The 15,573-nt window shown below is 53.9% G+C and carries 28 protein-coding genes and 3 tRNA genes; all 31 read left to right on the forward strand.

What is annotated here, in order from left to right:
* Positions 1-177: 177 nt before the first annotated feature.
* Positions 178-1,143 (forward strand): bifunctional biotin--[acetyl-CoA-carboxylase] ligase/biotin operon repressor BirA, encoded by a 966-nt coding sequence (gene birA, locus BMZ32_RS14135; RefSeq protein WP_090243080.1) that lies wholly within the window; start codon positions 178-180, stop codon positions 1,141-1,143.
* Positions 1,133-1,879 (forward strand): pantothenate kinase, encoded by a 747-nt coding sequence (locus tag BMZ32_RS14140; RefSeq protein WP_090243082.1) that lies wholly within the window; start codon positions 1,133-1,135, stop codon positions 1,877-1,879. The genes birA and BMZ32_RS14140 overlap by 11 nt, the downstream gene beginning before the upstream one ends.
* An 8-nt stretch (positions 1,880-1,887) precedes the next feature.
* On the forward strand, positions 1,888-2,559 hold the full coding sequence (locus BMZ32_RS14145) for an SPOR domain-containing protein (protein ID WP_090243083.1): 672 nt from the start codon (positions 1,888-1,890) through the stop codon (positions 2,557-2,559).
* 140 nt (positions 2,560-2,699) lie between these two features.
* Positions 2,700-2,784: transfer RNA gene (locus BMZ32_RS14150), tRNA-Tyr, on the forward strand.
* A gap of 24 nt (positions 2,785-2,808) precedes the next feature.
* Positions 2,809-2,882 (forward strand) — tRNA-Gly (locus BMZ32_RS14155).
* Positions 2,883-2,908: 26 nt separating this feature from the next.
* Positions 2,909-2,984: transfer RNA gene (locus BMZ32_RS14160), tRNA-Thr, on the forward strand.
* 82 nt (positions 2,985-3,066) lie between these two features.
* A complete protein-coding gene (gene tuf, locus BMZ32_RS14165; protein ID WP_090243085.1) occupies positions 3,067-4,260 on the forward strand; it encodes an elongation factor Tu in 1,194 nt (397 codons plus the stop codon).
* 141 nt (positions 4,261-4,401) lie between these two features.
* Positions 4,402-4,713 (forward strand): 30S ribosomal protein S10, encoded by a 312-nt coding sequence (gene rpsJ, locus BMZ32_RS14170; RefSeq protein ID WP_010486970.1) that lies wholly within the window; start codon positions 4,402-4,404, stop codon positions 4,711-4,713.
* 84 nt (positions 4,714-4,797) lie between these two features.
* A complete protein-coding gene (rplC, locus tag BMZ32_RS14175) occupies positions 4,798-5,433 on the forward strand; it encodes a 50S ribosomal protein L3 (protein WP_090243087.1) in 636 nt (211 codons plus the stop codon).
* A gap of 12 nt (positions 5,434-5,445) precedes the next feature.
* Positions 5,446-6,048: a 50S ribosomal protein L4 gene (gene rplD / locus BMZ32_RS14180; protein ID WP_090243089.1), complete on the forward strand. Its 603-nt coding sequence runs from the start codon at positions 5,446-5,448 to the stop codon at positions 6,046-6,048.
* Positions 6,045-6,344: a 50S ribosomal protein L23 gene (gene rplW / locus BMZ32_RS14185; RefSeq protein ID WP_090243090.1), complete on the forward strand. Its 300-nt coding sequence runs from the start codon at positions 6,045-6,047 to the stop codon at positions 6,342-6,344. Before rplD ends, rplW begins: the two co-directional genes overlap by 4 nt.
* 14 nt (positions 6,345-6,358) lie before the next feature.
* Entirely contained in the window at positions 6,359-7,183 is an 825-nt protein-coding gene (rplB, locus tag BMZ32_RS14190; RefSeq protein WP_090243094.1) for a 50S ribosomal protein L2, read from the forward strand.
* A gap of 16 nt (positions 7,184-7,199) precedes the next feature.
* Positions 7,200-7,475, forward strand: a complete 276-nt coding sequence (gene rpsS / locus BMZ32_RS14195) for a 30S ribosomal protein S19 (protein WP_010486981.1) — start codon at positions 7,200-7,202, stop codon at positions 7,473-7,475.
* Positions 7,476-7,486: 11 nt separating this feature from the next.
* Positions 7,487-7,819 carry a 50S ribosomal protein L22 gene (gene rplV, locus BMZ32_RS14200; RefSeq protein ID WP_003210077.1) on the forward strand — a complete coding sequence of 111 codons (333 nt, stop codon included), beginning with the start codon at positions 7,487-7,489 and terminating at the stop codon, positions 7,817-7,819.
* A gap of 13 nt (positions 7,820-7,832) precedes the next feature.
* Positions 7,833-8,519 carry a 30S ribosomal protein S3 gene (gene rpsC, locus BMZ32_RS14205; protein WP_069519907.1) on the forward strand — a complete coding sequence of 229 codons (687 nt, stop codon included), beginning with the start codon at positions 7,833-7,835 and terminating at the stop codon, positions 8,517-8,519.
* Positions 8,520-8,531: 12 nt separating this feature from the next.
* Positions 8,532-8,945 (forward strand): 50S ribosomal protein L16, encoded by a 414-nt coding sequence (gene rplP / locus BMZ32_RS14210; protein ID WP_090243095.1) that lies wholly within the window; start codon positions 8,532-8,534, stop codon positions 8,943-8,945.
* A complete protein-coding gene (gene rpmC / locus BMZ32_RS14215) occupies positions 8,945-9,136 on the forward strand; it encodes a 50S ribosomal protein L29 (RefSeq protein ID WP_002555481.1) in 192 nt (63 codons plus the stop codon). The genes rplP and rpmC overlap by 1 nt, the downstream gene beginning before the upstream one ends.
* Before the next feature lie 2 nt (positions 9,137-9,138).
* On the forward strand, positions 9,139-9,405 hold the full coding sequence (gene rpsQ / locus BMZ32_RS14220; protein WP_090243097.1) for a 30S ribosomal protein S17: 267 nt from the start codon (positions 9,139-9,141) through the stop codon (positions 9,403-9,405).
* Positions 9,406-9,428: 23 nt separating this feature from the next.
* Entirely contained in the window at positions 9,429-9,797 is a 369-nt protein-coding gene (rplN, locus tag BMZ32_RS14225) for a 50S ribosomal protein L14 (protein WP_014854220.1), read from the forward strand.
* 11 nt (positions 9,798-9,808) lie between these two features.
* Complete coding sequence (gene rplX / locus BMZ32_RS14230; RefSeq protein WP_090243099.1) at positions 9,809-10,123, forward strand: 50S ribosomal protein L24; 315 nt, start codon at positions 9,809-9,811, stop codon at positions 10,121-10,123.
* A 20-nt stretch (positions 10,124-10,143) separates the two neighbouring features.
* A complete protein-coding gene (gene rplE, locus BMZ32_RS14235; RefSeq protein WP_090243100.1) occupies positions 10,144-10,683 on the forward strand; it encodes a 50S ribosomal protein L5 in 540 nt (179 codons plus the stop codon).
* 13 nt (positions 10,684-10,696) lie between these two features.
* On the forward strand, positions 10,697-11,002 hold the full coding sequence (gene rpsN / locus BMZ32_RS14240; RefSeq protein WP_090243102.1) for a 30S ribosomal protein S14: 306 nt from the start codon (positions 10,697-10,699) through the stop codon (positions 11,000-11,002).
* A 182-nt stretch (positions 11,003-11,184) separates the two neighbouring features.
* Positions 11,185-11,577: a 30S ribosomal protein S8 gene (rpsH, locus tag BMZ32_RS14245; protein ID WP_090243103.1), complete on the forward strand. Its 393-nt coding sequence runs from the start codon at positions 11,185-11,187 to the stop codon at positions 11,575-11,577.
* Positions 11,578-11,590: 13 nt separating this feature from the next.
* Complete coding sequence (rplF, locus tag BMZ32_RS14250; RefSeq protein ID WP_090243104.1) at positions 11,591-12,124, forward strand: 50S ribosomal protein L6; 534 nt, start codon at positions 11,591-11,593, stop codon at positions 12,122-12,124.
* A gap of 10 nt (positions 12,125-12,134) precedes the next feature.
* Complete coding sequence (gene rplR / locus BMZ32_RS14255; protein WP_079204532.1) at positions 12,135-12,485, forward strand: 50S ribosomal protein L18; 351 nt, start codon at positions 12,135-12,137, stop codon at positions 12,483-12,485.
* Between the two features lie 3 nt (positions 12,486-12,488).
* Entirely contained in the window at positions 12,489-12,989 is a 501-nt protein-coding gene (gene rpsE, locus BMZ32_RS14260) for a 30S ribosomal protein S5 (RefSeq protein WP_090243105.1), read from the forward strand.
* Between the two features lie 2 nt (positions 12,990-12,991).
* A complete protein-coding gene (gene rpmD / locus BMZ32_RS14265; RefSeq protein ID WP_090243106.1) occupies positions 12,992-13,171 on the forward strand; it encodes a 50S ribosomal protein L30 in 180 nt (59 codons plus the stop codon).
* Positions 13,172-13,174: 3 nt separating this feature from the next.
* Positions 13,175-13,609 carry a 50S ribosomal protein L15 gene (gene rplO, locus BMZ32_RS14270; RefSeq protein WP_090243121.1) on the forward strand — a complete coding sequence of 145 codons (435 nt, stop codon included), beginning with the start codon at positions 13,175-13,177 and terminating at the stop codon, positions 13,607-13,609.
* Entirely contained in the window at positions 13,610-14,938 is a 1,329-nt protein-coding gene (gene secY / locus BMZ32_RS14275; RefSeq protein WP_090243123.1) for a preprotein translocase subunit SecY, read from the forward strand.
* 26 nt (positions 14,939-14,964) lie between these two features.
* The gene (gene rpmJ, locus BMZ32_RS14280) at positions 14,965-15,081 is read left to right on the forward strand and encodes a 50S ribosomal protein L36 (protein ID WP_014854209.1); all 117 of its coding nucleotides are present in this window, start codon (positions 14,965-14,967) and stop codon (positions 15,079-15,081) included.
* Between the two features lie 130 nt (positions 15,082-15,211).
* Positions 15,212-15,568: a 30S ribosomal protein S13 gene (gene rpsM, locus BMZ32_RS14285; protein WP_090243125.1), complete on the forward strand. Its 357-nt coding sequence runs from the start codon at positions 15,212-15,214 to the stop codon at positions 15,566-15,568.
* The last annotated feature ends 5 nt before the right edge of the window (positions 15,569-15,573 follow it).

The following is a 15,573-nucleotide window of genomic DNA, read 5'->3' on the forward strand; positions in this document are numbered from 1 at the left end:
GGTTTCCCCATGTGAGAGTAGGTCATCGTCAAGCACCTACACCAAAACCCCCGATCAGGAAACTGATCGGGGGTTTTACTTTGCGCGTCAAAATCATACAAGCAAACCTCAACCCTTTGATAGGCAACTAAACGGTGCATCGTTATCATGCGTGCCTTATTGCGTGGCGGAACTCAAATGCTTGCATTATTAAGGCTTCTTCAAGACGGACGTTTCCATTCTGGTGAGGCGCTTGGCGCAGCTTTGGGTGTTAGTCGCTCGGCGGTATGGAAGCGGCTTCAGGTTCTTCAGGCCGAGTTTTCATTGCCGTTACATAGTGTTCGAGGGCGCGGCTACCGACTAGTTACGCCCTTACGCTTGCTGGATGCTGATTGGTTAAATGCTCAGGTGGGTGCGCCGCAGTGGCGCGCTCATGTTATGCCAAACGTGGACTCGACCAATGCGGAGGCGCTGCGGCTTTTGCCTTCGGCGCCATCGCTTCCCTTCTATGTCTTAGCTGAGCGGCAAACAAGCGGGCGAGGACGGCGAGGTCGTAGCTGGATCAGTCCTTTCGGTGAAAATCTCTATTACAGCTTGGTTGTTCGCGTCGAGGGCGGTGTCCGTCAGCTTGAGGGCATGAGTCTGGTTGTTGGTTTGGCGTTGCTCCAGGTTATCCACGCCTTTGGCGTAACTGCGGCGGGGCTGAAATGGCCCAACGACGTATTGGTTGGCGATCGTAAGCTTGCAGGTGTTCTGCTGGAGCTTTCAGGCGATCCGGCTGATGTTTGTCATGTGGTCATTGGCATTGGCTTAAATGTGAATATGCTTGAGGCTGAGCCGGGGGTTATTGGTCAGCCTTGGACTTCAATGCGCGCAGAGCTAGGGCCTTTGCTAAACCGAAACGAGTTGGTTAGCGAGTTGAACCAGCAGTTGTCGCGATATTTGGATATACAGTTGCGTGGTGGTTTTGCGGCTTTGCAGGCTGAGTGGCAGGCTTGTCATCTCTGGCAGGGTCGAAACGTTGCATTAACGGCGGGTAACGAGCCTGTTGAAGGTCGAGTTTTAGGGGTGGATAGTTCTGGGGCAATCCGTCTGTGCGTTGAGGGGGGGGAGCGTGTTTTTAGCGGTGGTGAGCTCAGCCTGAGGTTACGTGATGATTCTTGAGCTCGACTGCGGTAATACCTTTATAAAGTGGCGTGTACTGAGTGATGGCAAGGTTGTTACGGGTGCCAGTGGTATTGTTGATTCCGATCAAGCGCTTATAGGTATTGTTCGTTCGCTAAATTTGTCTTTGGTTGCATGTCGTTTGGTCAGCGTCCGCAGCGACGTAGAAACCGAGATTTTGATCTCGCTGCTTGAGCAAGCTTTTACTGTTAAGTGCCTCGCTGCTCAGTCGTCGATTCTGCTGGCTGGCGTACGTAATGGCTATGAACAGAGCCAGCGACTTGGGCTTGATCGTTGGCTTGCCGTCGTGGGGGCTTATCAAATTGCACATAAGGCCGTGCTGGTTATCGATCTTGGCTCCGCGGTGACCTCTGACTATGTTTCGGCAGAAGGCGAGCATTTGGGTGGGTATATTTGTCCGGGTTTGCCGTTGATGCGTACGCAGCTACTCACCCACACGCGGCGAACACGCTATGACAGAAATGAGTCTGATCGGGTGCTTGAAAATCTGGTTCCAGGGCGGGCAACTGCCGAGGCTGTTGAGCGCGGTTGTTTGCTGATGCTGCGAGGGTTTGTCGGTGGTCAGCTGGCACTAGCTGCTGAGCTGCTGGGTGATGATTTTGATATTTTTCTCACTGGCGGAGATGCTCCCTTAGTGGTGGATGTTATGCCGGGCGCGCGGGTAATACCGGATTTGGTGTTCATTGGCTTAGCGATCGCTTGCCCTATCGACTGAGGTCACGCATGCGCTGGATGTTTTTGTGGTTAATCGTGCTGAATTTGTTCTATTACGTTTGGCATCAGCAGCAGGCGCCGTTGCGGGTTACAGAGATTGCGCCGCTTAACCTGATCCAAGACAGTAAGCGTGATATTCGTTTGCTGAGTGAGTCTAATAAGGCAGCCCGGCGAGAGCTTGTCGAGGTTAAGCCTGCAGAGGCGGTGTGTTTGTTTCTGGGCAGCTTTGAACTTATGGCTGATGCCTCGGCGGTTGAGCAGCGGTTACTGAGCTTGGATATTCAGTCGCGCGTACAAAGTATGGATGCGGCAGCTGGAGTCGATTATTGGGTTTATCTGCCGCCGCTGGCCTCGCGGCAAGCCTCGCTGCGTCAATTGCGAGAGCTGCAGGCTCGGAAAATCGATAGTTATATTATTACTCAGGGGGATTTGGCCAACGGCATTTCGCTGGGCATCTTTCCTCGTAGCGATTCAGCGCAGAGTGTTATGCAGCGCTTGCGGGATGCCGGTTATGAGCCATCACTTCGAGAGTTAACGCGTGCGCATCGCAGCTTTTGGGTGCGTATATCTCCGCAAAGTCGGCGTTTGGCGGATGATTCGATACTGCAGCGTTTAGCTTTTGACTTCAAAGGCTTAGAACAGCAATTAATGCCATGTGAGGGGGTTGCAAGGGCTTTATAGAATGCATAGAATGGCGCCCGCTCAGCAGGGTGGCCTTACAAGAACTCTGCAGAGCTGCTGTCAAAGTAGCTAAGCTCAAGTTTTTAAATGAGAAATTACTTGACGGTAGGTTAGTTTGGCATGAGAATGCCGCCCCGTTTGGAGGGATTCCCGAGTGGCCAAAGGGATCAGACTGTAAATCTGACGTCATCGACTTCGAAGGTTCGAATCCTTCTCCCTCCACCAGATTTAGCAAGAGCTGTAAGTTGAGCGGGTATAGTTTAGTGGTAGAACCTCAGCCTTCCAAGCTGATGATGCGGGTTCGATTCCCGCTACCCGCTCCAGTTTTTCTGTTCTTGCGTTATGTTTTGCTCATGTAGCTCAGTTGGTAGAGCACACCCTTGGTAAGGGTGAGGTCAGCGGTTCGAGTCCGCTCATGAGCTCCATCTAATAAAGGCAGATATGCAAGTATCTGCCTTTGTTTTATGGCGGTGATGCCGAGTCAATTCTTCTCTGGAGACAGTCAAAATGGCTAAAGAAAAATTTGAACGTAGCAAGCCTCACGTAAACGTCGGCACTATCGGTCACGTTGACCATGGCAAGACCACGTTGACTGCTGCTCTGACTCGCGTCTGCTCCGAAGTTTTCGGTAGCGCCGTTGTTGCTTTCGACAAGATCGACAGCGCCCCGGAAGAAAAAGCTCGTGGTATCACCATCAATACTGCGCACGTTGAGTACAACTCTTCGATTCGTCACTACGCGCACGTTGACTGCCCAGGTCACGCTGACTATGTGAAGAACATGATCACCGGTGCTGCGCAGATGGACGGCGCTATCCTGGTTTGCTCGGCTGCTGATGGTCCGATGCCGCAGACCCGTGAGCACATCCTGTTGTCTCGTCAGGTAGGCGTTCCATTCATCGTCGTGTTCCTGAACAAGGCTGACATGGTTGATGATGCTGAGCTGTTGGAGCTGGTGGAAATGGAAGTGCGTGACCTGCTCAGCACTTACGATTTCCCGGGCGACGATACGCCGATCATCATCGGCTCTGCGCTGATGGCTCTGAATGGTCAAGACGACAACGAGATGGGCACCACTGCTGTTAAGAAGTTGGTGGAGACTCTGGATAGCTACATTCCAGACCCGGTTCGTGCGATCGACAAGCCGTTCCTGATGCCAATCGAAGACGTGTTCTCGATCTCCGGTCGTGGCACTGTGGTAACCGGCCGTATCGAGCGTGGCATCATCAAGATCCAGGAAGAGCTGGAGATTGTTGGTCTGCGTGACACCGTTAAGACTACCTGCACCGGTGTTGAGATGTTCCGTAAGCTGCTCGACGAAGGTCGTGCTGGCGAGAACTGTGGTGTCCTGCTGCGTGGCACCAAGCGTGACGACGTAGAGCGTGGCCAGGTTCTGGTCAAGCCGGGCTCGGTTAAGCCGCACACTACCTTCACTGCCGAAGTGTACGTGCTGGGCAAAGAAGAAGGCGGTCGCCACACTCCGTTCTTCAAGGGCTACCGTCCTCAGTTCTACTTCCGTACGACAGACGTGACTGGTAACTGTGAGTTGCCAGAAGGTGTTGAAATGGTAATGCCAGGTGATAACGTGCAAATGACCGTTACCCTGATCAAGACCATTGCAATGGAAGAAGGTCTGCGTTTCGCTATTCGTGAAGGCGGTCGTACCGTCGGCGCTGGCGTCGTAGCCAAAATCATCGCGTAAGTGATGGTTTAAGAAAAAGCCCTCGCTTGCGGGGGCTTTTTTATTGGGTTGACACCTGCTAGGGGCGTCTATAGAATCACGCCTCCTTTTAACGGGCGTATTGCGTCCGTTGGGAATAGCAGCTTGGAATTTGAGGTCAAAATGCAAAACCAACAAATCCGTATTCGGTTGAAGGCTTTTGACCATCGCCTGATCGATCAATCAACCCAGGAAATCGTGGAAACCGCGAAACGTACTGGTGCTCAGGTGCGTGGTCCTATTCCTCTGCCTACCCGCAAAGAGCGGTTCACCGTACTGACTTCACCGCACGTCAACAAAGACGCGCGCGATCAGTTCGAGATCCGTACTCATAAGCGTGTCCTGGATATCGTCCAGCCAACGGATAAAACCGTTGATGCGCTGATGAAGCTTGATCTTGCGGCTGGTGTGGAAGTGCAGATCAGCCTCGGCTAAGACCGCCTTAGGTTTTAGTCGTGTAACGCTCTGAAATGGGCGGCCATAGCGGGTGAAAGCCCCGTACACTCATGAGGTTACAACATGACAATTGGTGCAGTCGGACGTAAGTGCGGTATGACCCGCATTTTCACCGAAGAAGGTGTCTCCATTCCGGTTACGGTCATTGAGATCGAGCCGAATCGTGTCACTCAGTTTAAAACTGAAGAGACCGATGGCTATCGTGCAGTGCAAGTCACTGTCGGTGAGCGTCGTGCTTCTCGTGTTACTAAGGCGCAAGCCGGCCACTTCGCTAAGGCGAATGTTGCGGCAGGTCGTACTGTTATGGAGTTCCGCCTTGAAGAAGGCGAGTACCAGGCAGGTGATCTGATCAACGCTGAAATTTTCCAAGCTGGTCAACTGGTGGATGTCACTGGTCAGTCCAAAGGTAAAGGCTTTGCCGGTACCATCAAGCGTTGGAACTTCCGCGGCCAAGACAACACTCACGGTAACTCCGTGTCCCACCGTGTTCCGGGTTCTATTGGCCAGTGCCAGACTCCAGGTCGCGTATTCAAGGGCAAAAAAATGTCCGGTCACATGGGTGCTGAGCGCGTGACTGTGCAGTCCCTGGAAGTAGTGCGCGTCGATGCTGAACGCAACCTGCTGCTAGTCAAGGGTGCCGTTCCTGGCGCTACTGGCGGCAACCTGGTTGTCCGTCCGGCAGCCAAGGCTCGCGGTTAAGGGGAAGCTGACATGCAATTAAATGTAAATGGCGCTCAAGCCATCGAAGTATCCGAAGCCACTTTTGGCGGCGCATACAACGAGACCCTGGTTCACCAAGCAGTTGTGGCCTACATGGCCGGCGGCCGTCAGGGCAGCAAGCAACAGAAAACCCGTTCTGATGTGTCCGGCGGCGGTAAGCGTCCGTGGCGCCAGAAGGGTACCGGTCGTGCTCGTGCAGGTACCACTCGTGGTCCGATCTGGCGTGGCGGTGGTGTGACCTTCGCGGCTCGTCCGCAGAATCACGATCAAAAGCTGAACAAGAAGATGTATCGCGCGGCTCTCCGCTCGATTCTTGCTGAGCTGGTTCGCACTGATCGTATGATCGTTGTCGAAGACTTCAGTGTTGAAGCTCCGAAGACTAAAGATCTGCTGAACAAGCTCAATAGCATGGGTCTGACCGACGTATTGATCGTGTCCGATGCTATTGATGAAAATCTGTACCTGGCTGCTCGTAACCTGCCGCACGTTGAAGTTCGCGATGTGCAAGGTTCTGATCCGGTCAGTCTGATCGCGTACGAGAAGGTGTTGGTCACCGTATCTGCCGTGAAGAAATTCGAGGAGCTGCTGGGATGAACCAGGAACGCGTATTTAAAGTGCTGCTTGGCCCGCACATCTCCGAGAAGGCAACACTTCTGGCTGATAAAAAAAGCCAATTCGTTTTCAAGGTTGCAATTGATGCAACCAAGCTGGAAATCAAGAAGGCCGTCGAAAGCCTGTTCAGTGTGAACGTTGCTGCTGTTAATACCGTGAATGTTCTCGGTAAGACCAAGCGCACCGCTCGCGGCCTGGGCAAGCGTAACGACTGGAAGAAAGCGATTATCTCGCTTCAGCCAGGCCAAGATCTCGATTTCTCCAGCAGTGCTGAGTAAGGGAGGGGTGCATCATGGCAATCGTTAAATGCAAACCGACTTCCCCTGGCCGCCGTTTTGTGGTCAAGGTGGTCAATCAGGAGCTGCATAAAGGCGCTCCTTACGCTCCGCTGCTTGAGAAGAAGTCGAAGACTGGCGGTCGTAACAACAATGGTCGTATCACCACCCGTCATATCGGTGGTGGCCATAAGCAGCATTATCGACTGGTCGATTTCCGTCGCAACGACAAAGATGGCATTCCAGCCACTGTTGAGCGTATTGAATACGATCCAAACCGTACCGCCCACATCGCTTTGATGTTGTACGCGGACGGTGAGCGTCGCTACATCATTGCCCCTAAAGGCGTGAGTGCTGGCGATCAGCTGATAGCTGGCATCATGGCTCCGATCAAGCCGGGCAACAGCATGCAACTGCGTAACATTCCAGTTGGTAGCACTGTCCACGGTATCGAGTTGAAGCCGGGTAAAGGCGCACAAATCGCACGTTCCGCTGGTGCTTCGGCTCAGCTGATTGCGCGTGAAGGTGTCTACGTGACCCTGCGTCTGCGCTCCGGTGAAGTGCGTAAAGTCCTGGCTGAATGCCGTGCGACCCTGGGTGAGGTCTCGAACTCCGAGCACAGCCTGCGTTCGTTGGGTAAAGCAGGTGCTAAGCGCTGGCGTGGCGTTCGCCCAACCGTTCGTGGTGTTGCCATGAACCCGGTTGACCACCCACACGGTGGTGGTGAAGGTCGTACCTCTGGTGGTCGTCATCCGGTGTCTCCATGGGGCTTCCCGACGAAGGGCGCGAAGACTCGTGGTAACAAACGCACCGACAACATGATCGTCCGTCGTCGCAAGTAAATAGAGGGATACGACAGTGCCACGTTCTCTGAAAAAAGGTCCTTTTATTGATCTTCACCTACTGAAGAAGATCGAAGTGGCGGTGGAAAAGAACGATCGCAAGCCAGTGAAAACCTGGTCGCGTCGTTCCATGATCCTGCCGCAAATGGTCGGTTTGACCATTGCAGTACATAACGGTCGTCAACATGTCCCAGTTCTTGTGAACGAAGACATGGTCGGCCACAAACTAGGCGAATTTGCCGGCACTCGTACCTATCGTGGGCACGTGGCTGACAAGAAAGCCAAGCGTTAAGGGGTAGGGAAATGGAAGTAGCCGCTAAGTTGTCGGGCGCTCGCATATCTGCCCAGAAAGCCCGCTTGGTCGCCGACCAGATCCGCGGGAAGAAGGTGGGCGAAGCGCTCAACCTCCTGGCTTTCAGCAGTAAGAAAGCCGCCGAGATCATTAAGAAAGTGCTGGAGTCGGCTGTAGCCAACGCCGAGCACAACGAAGGCGCAGACGTTGATGACTTGAAGGTCAGCACCGTTTTCGTCAACGAAGGGCGTTCGCTGAAGCGAATCATGCCGCGTGCCAAAGGCCGCGCTGATCGCATCGTCAAGCGGTCTTGCCATATCACTGTCAAGGTTGCGGACAAGTAACGGAGTCGATCAGATGGGTCAGAAAGTACATCCCATTGGCATTCGCCTGGGAATCGTCAAGGAGCACACCTCCGTCTGGTACGCCAGCGGTCGGACTTATGCGGACTATTTGTTCGCTGATCTGAAGGTGCGCGAATACCTCCAAGACAAACTAAAAAGCGCGTCCGTAAGCCGTATCGACATTGCTCGTCCGGCTCAGACTGCACGTATCACCATCCACACTGCTCGCCCCGGTATCGTTATCGGTAAGAAAGGTGAAGATGTTGAGAAGCTGCGTCAGGACCTGACCAAGCAAATGGGTGTGCCTGTGCACATCAATATCGAAGAGATCCGTAAGCCGGAGCTCGACGGTATGCTGGTTGCGCAGAGCGTAGCTCAGCAGTTGGAGCGTCGTGTGATGTTCCGTCGCGCTATGAAGCGCGCTGTACAGAACGCCATGCGTATTGGTGCCAAGGGCATCAAAATCCAAGTGAGCGGTCGTCTCGGCGGTGCTGAAATTGCACGTACCGAATGGTATCGCGAAGGTCGTGTGCCGTTGCACACCCTGCGTGCTGATATCGACTATGCCACGTACGAAGCGCACACCACTTACGGTGTGATCGGTGTCAAGGTTTGGATCTTCAAAGGCGAAGTAATTGGTGGCCTTAAAGAAGAACTGAAACCGCAAGCACCTGCGCCTCGTAAAAAAGCTGCTAAGTAAGGGGTACGCCAAATGTTGCAACCAAAGCGTACGAAGTTCCGTAAGCAGATGACCGGCCACAACCGTGGTCTGGCTCAGCGCGGTAGCAAAGTCAGCTTCGGCGAATATGCGCTGAAGTCTGTTGCCCGCGGTCGTCTCACCGCCCGTCAGATTGAGTCCGCTCGTCGTGCTCTGACTCGTCACGTTAAGCGTGGCGGGAAAATCTGGATTCGCGTTTTCCCGGACAAGCCGGTTACCAAGAAGCCTCTCGAAGTGCGGATGGGTAAAGGTAAGGGTAGCGTTGAGTATTGGGTAGCCCAGATCCAGCCAGGCAAAGTCCTGTATGAGATCGAAGGCGTTTCCGAAGAGTTGGCGCGTGAGGCTTTCGCCCTGGCTGCTGCAAAGCTGCCACTCGCTACCACTTTTGTTAAGCGGACGGTGATGTGATGAAGGCGAATGAACTTCGTGAAAAATCAGCACAGCAGCTGAACGAGCAACTGCTCGGCCTGCTGCGCGACCAGTTCAATCTGCGTATGCAGAAAGCGACTGGCCAGTTGGGGCAGTCTCACCTGCTCTCGCAAGTTAAGCGCGACATCGCTCGTGTGAAAACTGTGCTCAACCAGCAGGCAGGTAAGTGATCATGGCTGAAGCCGAAAAAACAGTCCGTACGCTGACCGGCCGTGTCGTCAGCGACAAGATGGACAAGACCATCACCGTATTGATCGAGCGTCGCGTTAAGCACCCGATCTACGGTAAATATGTCAAGCGTTCGACCAAGCTGCACGCGCACGACGAAACCAACCAGAGCAAGATCGGCGACAAAGTTTCCATTCGTGAAACGCGTCCCGTCGCCAAGACTAAGTCTTGGGCGCTGGTTGAGATCCTCGAACGCGCAGTGGAAGTCTAAGGGCTAAGGGTCGGAGAAATTATATGATTCAGACTCAATCCATGCTCGACGTCGCTGACAACAGCGGTGCTCGTCGCGTTATGTGTATCAAGGTGCTGGGCGGTTCTCATCGTCGTTATGCAGGCATCGGCGACATCATCAAAGTGACCGTTAAGGAAGCAATTCCGCGCGGTAAAGTGAAGAAAGGCCAAGTGATGACTGCAGTAGTAGTCCGCACACGTCACGGCGTTCGTCGCCCTGATGGCTCGATCATTCGCTTCGATGGCAACGCTGCTGTTCTGCTGAACAACAAGCAAGAGCCAATCGGCACTCGTATTTTTGGGCCAGTGACTCGTGAGCTTCGTAATGAGAAGTTCATGAAGATCGTCTCGCTCGCCCCTGAAGTGCTCTAAGGAGATCCGACATGCAAAAGATTCGTCGTGACGACGAGATCATCGTGATCGCCGGTAAAGACAAAGGTAAGCGTGGCAAGGTGCTTAAGGTTCTCGCTGACGACCGCTTGGTCGTCGGTGGTATTAACCTAGTTAAGCGCCATACCAAGCCGAACCCGATGTCGGGCGTTCAGGGCGGTATCATCGAGAAAGAAGCGCCTCTGCACGCTTCTAACGTTGCCATCTTCAATGGCGAAACCAGCAAGGCTGACCGCGTTGGTTTCAAAATCGAAGACGGTAAGAAAATTCGTGTCTTCAAGTCGACCCAAAAAGCGGTTGATGCTTGAACACTGCTAGGTAGAAGACCATGGCACGACTAAAAGAGATTTACCGGAAAGAAATCGCGCCCAAGCTTAAGGAAGAACTTAAGCTCGGCAACGTGATGGAAGTTCCGCGCATTACCAAGATCACCCTTAACATGGGCCTGGGCGAAGCAATCGGTGACAAGAAAATCATCGAGCACGCAGTTGCCGACCTGGAAAAGATTACCGGTCAGAAAGTCATTGTGACTTATGCTCGTAAGTCGATTGCAGGCTTCAAGGTTCGTGAGGGTTGGCCGATTGGCGTTAAAGTTACTCTGCGCCGTGAGCGTATGTATGAGTTCCTGGATCGTCTGCTGTCTATCTCCCTGCCGCGCGTGCGTGACTTCCGCGGCCTGAATGCCAAGTCCTTCGACGGTCGTGGCAACTACAGCATGGGCGTTAAAGAGCAGATCATCTTCCCGGAAATCGACTACGACAAGATCGATGCTCTGCGTGGTCTGGATATTACCCTGACCACCACCGCCCGTTCGGATGATGAAGGTCGCGCCTTGTTGCGTGCTTTCAAATTCCCGTTCCGCAACTGATTGGAGTTGGATCATGGCCAAAACCAGCATGAAAAACCGCGAGCTGAAGCGTCAGCAGACGGTAGCTAAGTACGCTAAGAAGCGTGCTGAGCTGAAAGCTACCATCGCCGATCTGAACGCCAGTCCGGAAGCGCGTTGGGAAGCCCAAGTAGCGCTGCAGAAGCAGCCGCGTGACGCCAGTGCTTCGCGCCTGCGTAATCGCTGCCGCATTACCGGTCGTCCGCACGGCGTTTATCGCAAGTTCGGTCTGTCGCGTATCAAGCTGCGTGAAGCTGCAATGCGTGGTGATGTACCCGGTCTGGTTAAAGCCAGCTGGTAAAAAACAAAGCCGGCCTAGTGCCGGCTTTGTTTTATCTGTGAATCAAGCCCCTTTGGGGCTTGATTCATTTTTGATCAGTCTCTAGAATGCTCGGCTCGCCTGAGCCTGGGTTTAATTTTTCCAGAATTCTCAGCGACTGTAGCCGTAAGGCTAATTCTTTTTGTATCAGGAGCGTCTAGCCCATGAGTATGCAGGACCCGTTAGCGGACATGCTAACTCGTATCCGTAATGCCCAGATGGCTGAAAAGTCCGTCGTAAGCATGCCATCTTCCACGTTGAAGGTGGCTGTAGCCAAAGTTTTGAAAGACGAAGGTTATATTGCGGGTTATCAGATCAGCGGCGAAGTTAAGCCGCAGCTGTCCATCGAGCTGAAGTACTTCGAAGGCCGTCCGGTTATCGAAGAAGTTAAGCGCGTAAGCCGTCCAGGCCTTCGCCAATATAAGTCCTCTGATGACCTGCCGAAAGTTCGTGGCGGTCTCGGGGTTTCCATCGTCTCCACCAATAAAGGTGTGATGACGGACCGCGCTGCGCGCGCTGCCGGTGTCGGCGGTGAAGTGCTTTGCACAGTGTTCTAAGGGGGGAATAAGCATGTCTCGTGTTGCTAAGAACCCCGTTACGCTGCCCGCTGGTGTTGAGGTCAAACTCGCCGGCCAACAGCTTTCGGTGAAGGGTGCCAAGGGTACTCTTGAACTGAATGTTCACTCGTCCGTTGAAGTCCTGCATGAAGCCGGTGAGCTGCGTTTCGCTGCTCGCAATGGTGATCAGCAGACTCGCGCCATGGCCGGTACTACTCGTGCCCTGGTCAATAATATGGTGATCGGCGTCCATGCTGGCTTTGAGCGTAAGCTTCAATTGGTCGGCGTTGGTTACAAGGCGCAAGCCAAAGGTCAGGTGTTGAGCCTCTCTCTGGGCTACTCCCATCCGATTGAGTACGAATTGCCGGAAGGCATCGTGGCTGAGACTCCCAACCAGACCGAGATCCTGATCAAGGGTACGGACAAGCAGGTGGTTGGTCAGGTTGCTGCGGAGATTCGTGACTTCCGTCGTCCTGAACCTTATAAGGGCAAAGGTGTTCGTTACGCTGACGAAGTCGTCCGCCGTAAAGAAGCCAAGAAGAAGTAGGGCATAGCAAATGACCGACAAAAAAGTTACTCGACTGCGTCGCGCTCGCAAAGCACGCCTGAAAATGCACGAGCTCGAAGCCGTGCGTCTCTGCGTGTATCGCTCCTCGCAGCACATCTATGCCCAGGTCATTTCGGCCGACGGCAGCAAGGTTCTGGCCAGCGCCTCTACCTTGGACAAAGCACTGCGTGACGGCGCCACTGGCAATGTCGACGCGGCCAAGAAAGTTGGCGAGCTGGTTGCCGAGCGTGCGAAAGCCGCTGGTGTAACTCAGGTTGCATTCGACCGTTCTGGCTTCAAGTACCACGGCCGCGTCCAGGCGCTGGCTGATGCTGCTCGTGAAGGCGGGCTGGAGTTCTAAGTTATGTCAAATAACGACCAAAAGCGCGACGAAGGCTACATCGAGAAGCTGGTACAGGTTAACCGCGTTGCCAAAACCGTTAAGGGTGGCCGTATCTTCACTTTCACCGCGTTGACCGTGGTAGGTGATGGTAAGGGTCGCGTCGGTTTCGGCCGTGGCAAGTCCCGTGAAGTGCCAGCTGCCATCCAGAAGGCGATGGAAGCTGCTCGTCGCAACATGATTCAAGTAGATCTGAACGGTACAACCCTGCAGTACGCCATCAAGTCTAACCATGGCGCCTCCAAGGTTTACATGCAGCCTGCTTCGGAAGGTACCGGCATCATCGCCGGCGGTGCTATGCGTGCCGTTCTGGAAGTCGCTGGTGTGCAGAACGTTCTGGCTAAGTGCTACGGCTCGACTAACCAAGTGAACGTGGTTTACGCCACTTTCAAAGGTTTGAAAGCTATGCAGTCGCCAGGTTCTATTGCGGCCAAGCGTGGCAAGAGCGTCGAGGAGATTCTCTAATCATGGCTACTACCGTAAAAGTTACGCTGATCAAAAGCATGACCGGCCGTATCCCTAACCATAAGCTCTGCGTTAAGGGTTTGGGTCTGCGTCGCATCGGTCACACCGTAGAAGTACTGGATACTCCCGAGAATCGCGGGATGATCAACAAGGCTTACTACATGCTCCGCGTCGAGGGTTAATACATGTACCTGAACGATTTGAGTCCTGCGCCGGGTTCCCGCCGCGAGAAGCACCGTCCGGGCCGTGGTATCGGTAGCGGTTTGGGTAAGACTGGTGGCCGCGGCCACAAAGGTCAGACCTCCCGCTCCGGTGGCACCATTGCTCCGGGTTTCGAAGGCGGCCAGCAGCCTCTGCACCGCCGTTTGCCTAAGTTCGGTTTCGTTTCTTTGAAGGCTATGGACCGTGCGCAAGTACGGACTTCCGAGCTGAATAAAATCGAAGGCGGCATTGTTACTCTGCAGTCGCTAAAGGATGCCAACCTGATCAACCAAAACGTACAGCGTGTGAAAGTCATGCTGTCCGGTGAAGTTACTCAGGCAGTCACCCTTAAAGGTATCGCCGTCACCAAAGGTGCACGTGCGGCTATCGAAGCAGCTGGCGGTAAGTTCGAGGAATAAATGGCTAAGCAAGGTGCTCTCTCAGCGCTCAGCAATGGCGGGTTATCCGAGCTCTGGGCTCGTCTGCGCTTTCTGTTAATGGCGATTATCGTCTATCGGATAGGTGCACACATCCCGGTTCCCGGTATCAACCCTGATCGGCTGGCGGACCTGTTTCGACAGAATGAGGGGACCATTCTTAGCTTGTTCAACATGTTTTCCGGCGGTGCGCTGGAGCGTATGAGCATTTTTGCACTGGGGATCATGCCGTATATTTCGGCGTCGATCATCATGCAGCTCATGACCGCTGTCAGCCCGCAGCTGGAGCAGTTGAAGAAGGAAGGTGAGGCTGGCCGTCGCAAGATTAGCCAGTACACCCGCTACGGCACCCTCGTCCTGGCTATTGTCCAAGCGGTCGGCATGTCCGTCGGCTTGGCCAGCCAGGGCGTAGCGTTTACGGTCGATTTCGGCTTCCACTTCGTTGCGGTCACCACGTTTGTGGCGGGTGCGATGTTTATGATGTGGCTAGGCGAGCAAATCACCGAGCGTGGTGTTGGCAACGGTATTTCGATGCTGATCTTTGCAGGCATCGTGGCCGGTCTGCCGTCGGCGATTGGGCAGTCTTTTGAGTCTGCTCGCCAGGGCGATATTAATATCTTTGCCCTGATCGCCATCGGTTTGCTGGCAGTAGCGATTATCGGTTTCGTGGTGTTCATTGAGCGTGGTCAGCGTCGTATTGCTGTTCATTACGCCAAGCGTCAGCAGGGCCGTAAGGTCTTCGCTGCGCAGACCAGCCACTTGCCGTTGAAGGTGAACATGGCGGGGGTTATCCCGGCTATTTTCGCCAGCAGCCTTCTGTTATTCCCGGCTTCGCTGGGTGCCTGGTTTGGTCAGTCTGAAGGTATGGGCTGGCTGCAGGATATTTCACAGGCTATCGCTCCTGGTCAGCCGTTGAACATTTTGCTGTTTAGTGCGGGGATTGTATTTTTCTGCTTCTTCTACACAGCGCTGATGTTCAACCCGAAAGACGTAGCGGAGAACCTGAAGAAGTCCGGTGCCTTTATTCCCGGTATCCGTCCAGGTGAGCAGTCGGCGCGCTATATCGATGGCGTGTTGACCCGTTTGACCATGTTCGGTGCTCTTTACATGACGGCCGTATGCTTGCTGCCCCAGTTCTTGGTGGTGGCTGCCAACGTACCGTTCTATCTTGGCGGGACCTCGTTGCTGATCGTGGTAGTGGTTGTGATGGACTTTATGTCCCAAGTACAATCGCACCTCGTTTCACACCAGTACGAATCCCTGATGAAGAAAGCCAACCTGAAGGGCTACGGCAGCGGCATGCTGCGCTGAAGTCCATAAGGTTCGAGGAGTTGGTGATGAAAGTTCGTGCATCGGTGAAAAAGCTGTGCCGTAACTGCAAGATTGTTCGTCGCGAAGGTGTTGTTCGCGTTATTTGCAGCGCGGAGCCGCGTCACAAGCAGCGCCAAGGCTGAGTGTGAAGAAGTGATAAGCCCGGCAGCTAGTGCGCTGTCGGGTTGATTATTTGTTTCTACAGCGTTAATATCTCGCGCCCTATTTCTTGGCTTCCGGGGCGTAGGTAGCTGTCAATTGGAGTTCCACTGAATGGCCCGTATTGCAGGCGTTAACATTCCGGATAACAAGCACACTGTTATCTCGTTGACCTACATCTTTGGTGTTGGTCGCACTACTGCACAGAAAGTCTGTGCTGCCGCCGGCGTTAATCCGGCTGTGAAAATCAAAGATCTCTCTGACGAGCAGATCGAGCAGCTGCGTGGCGAAGTAGCCAAGGTGAATACCGAAGGCGACCTGCGTCGTGAAGTGAACATGAAAATCAAGCGTTTGATGGACCTGGGTTGCTTCCGTGGTCTGCGTCATCGTCGCGGTCTACCGGTTCGCGGTCAGCGTACCAAGACCAACGCGCGTACCCGTAAGGGCCCGCGTAAGCCGATCCGCAAGTAATCGCA

The sequence above is a fragment of the Pseudomonas guineae genome (assembly GCF_900113745.1).
GTDB classification, from domain to species: domain Bacteria; phylum Pseudomonadota; class Gammaproteobacteria; order Pseudomonadales; family Pseudomonadaceae; genus Aquipseudomonas; species Aquipseudomonas guineae.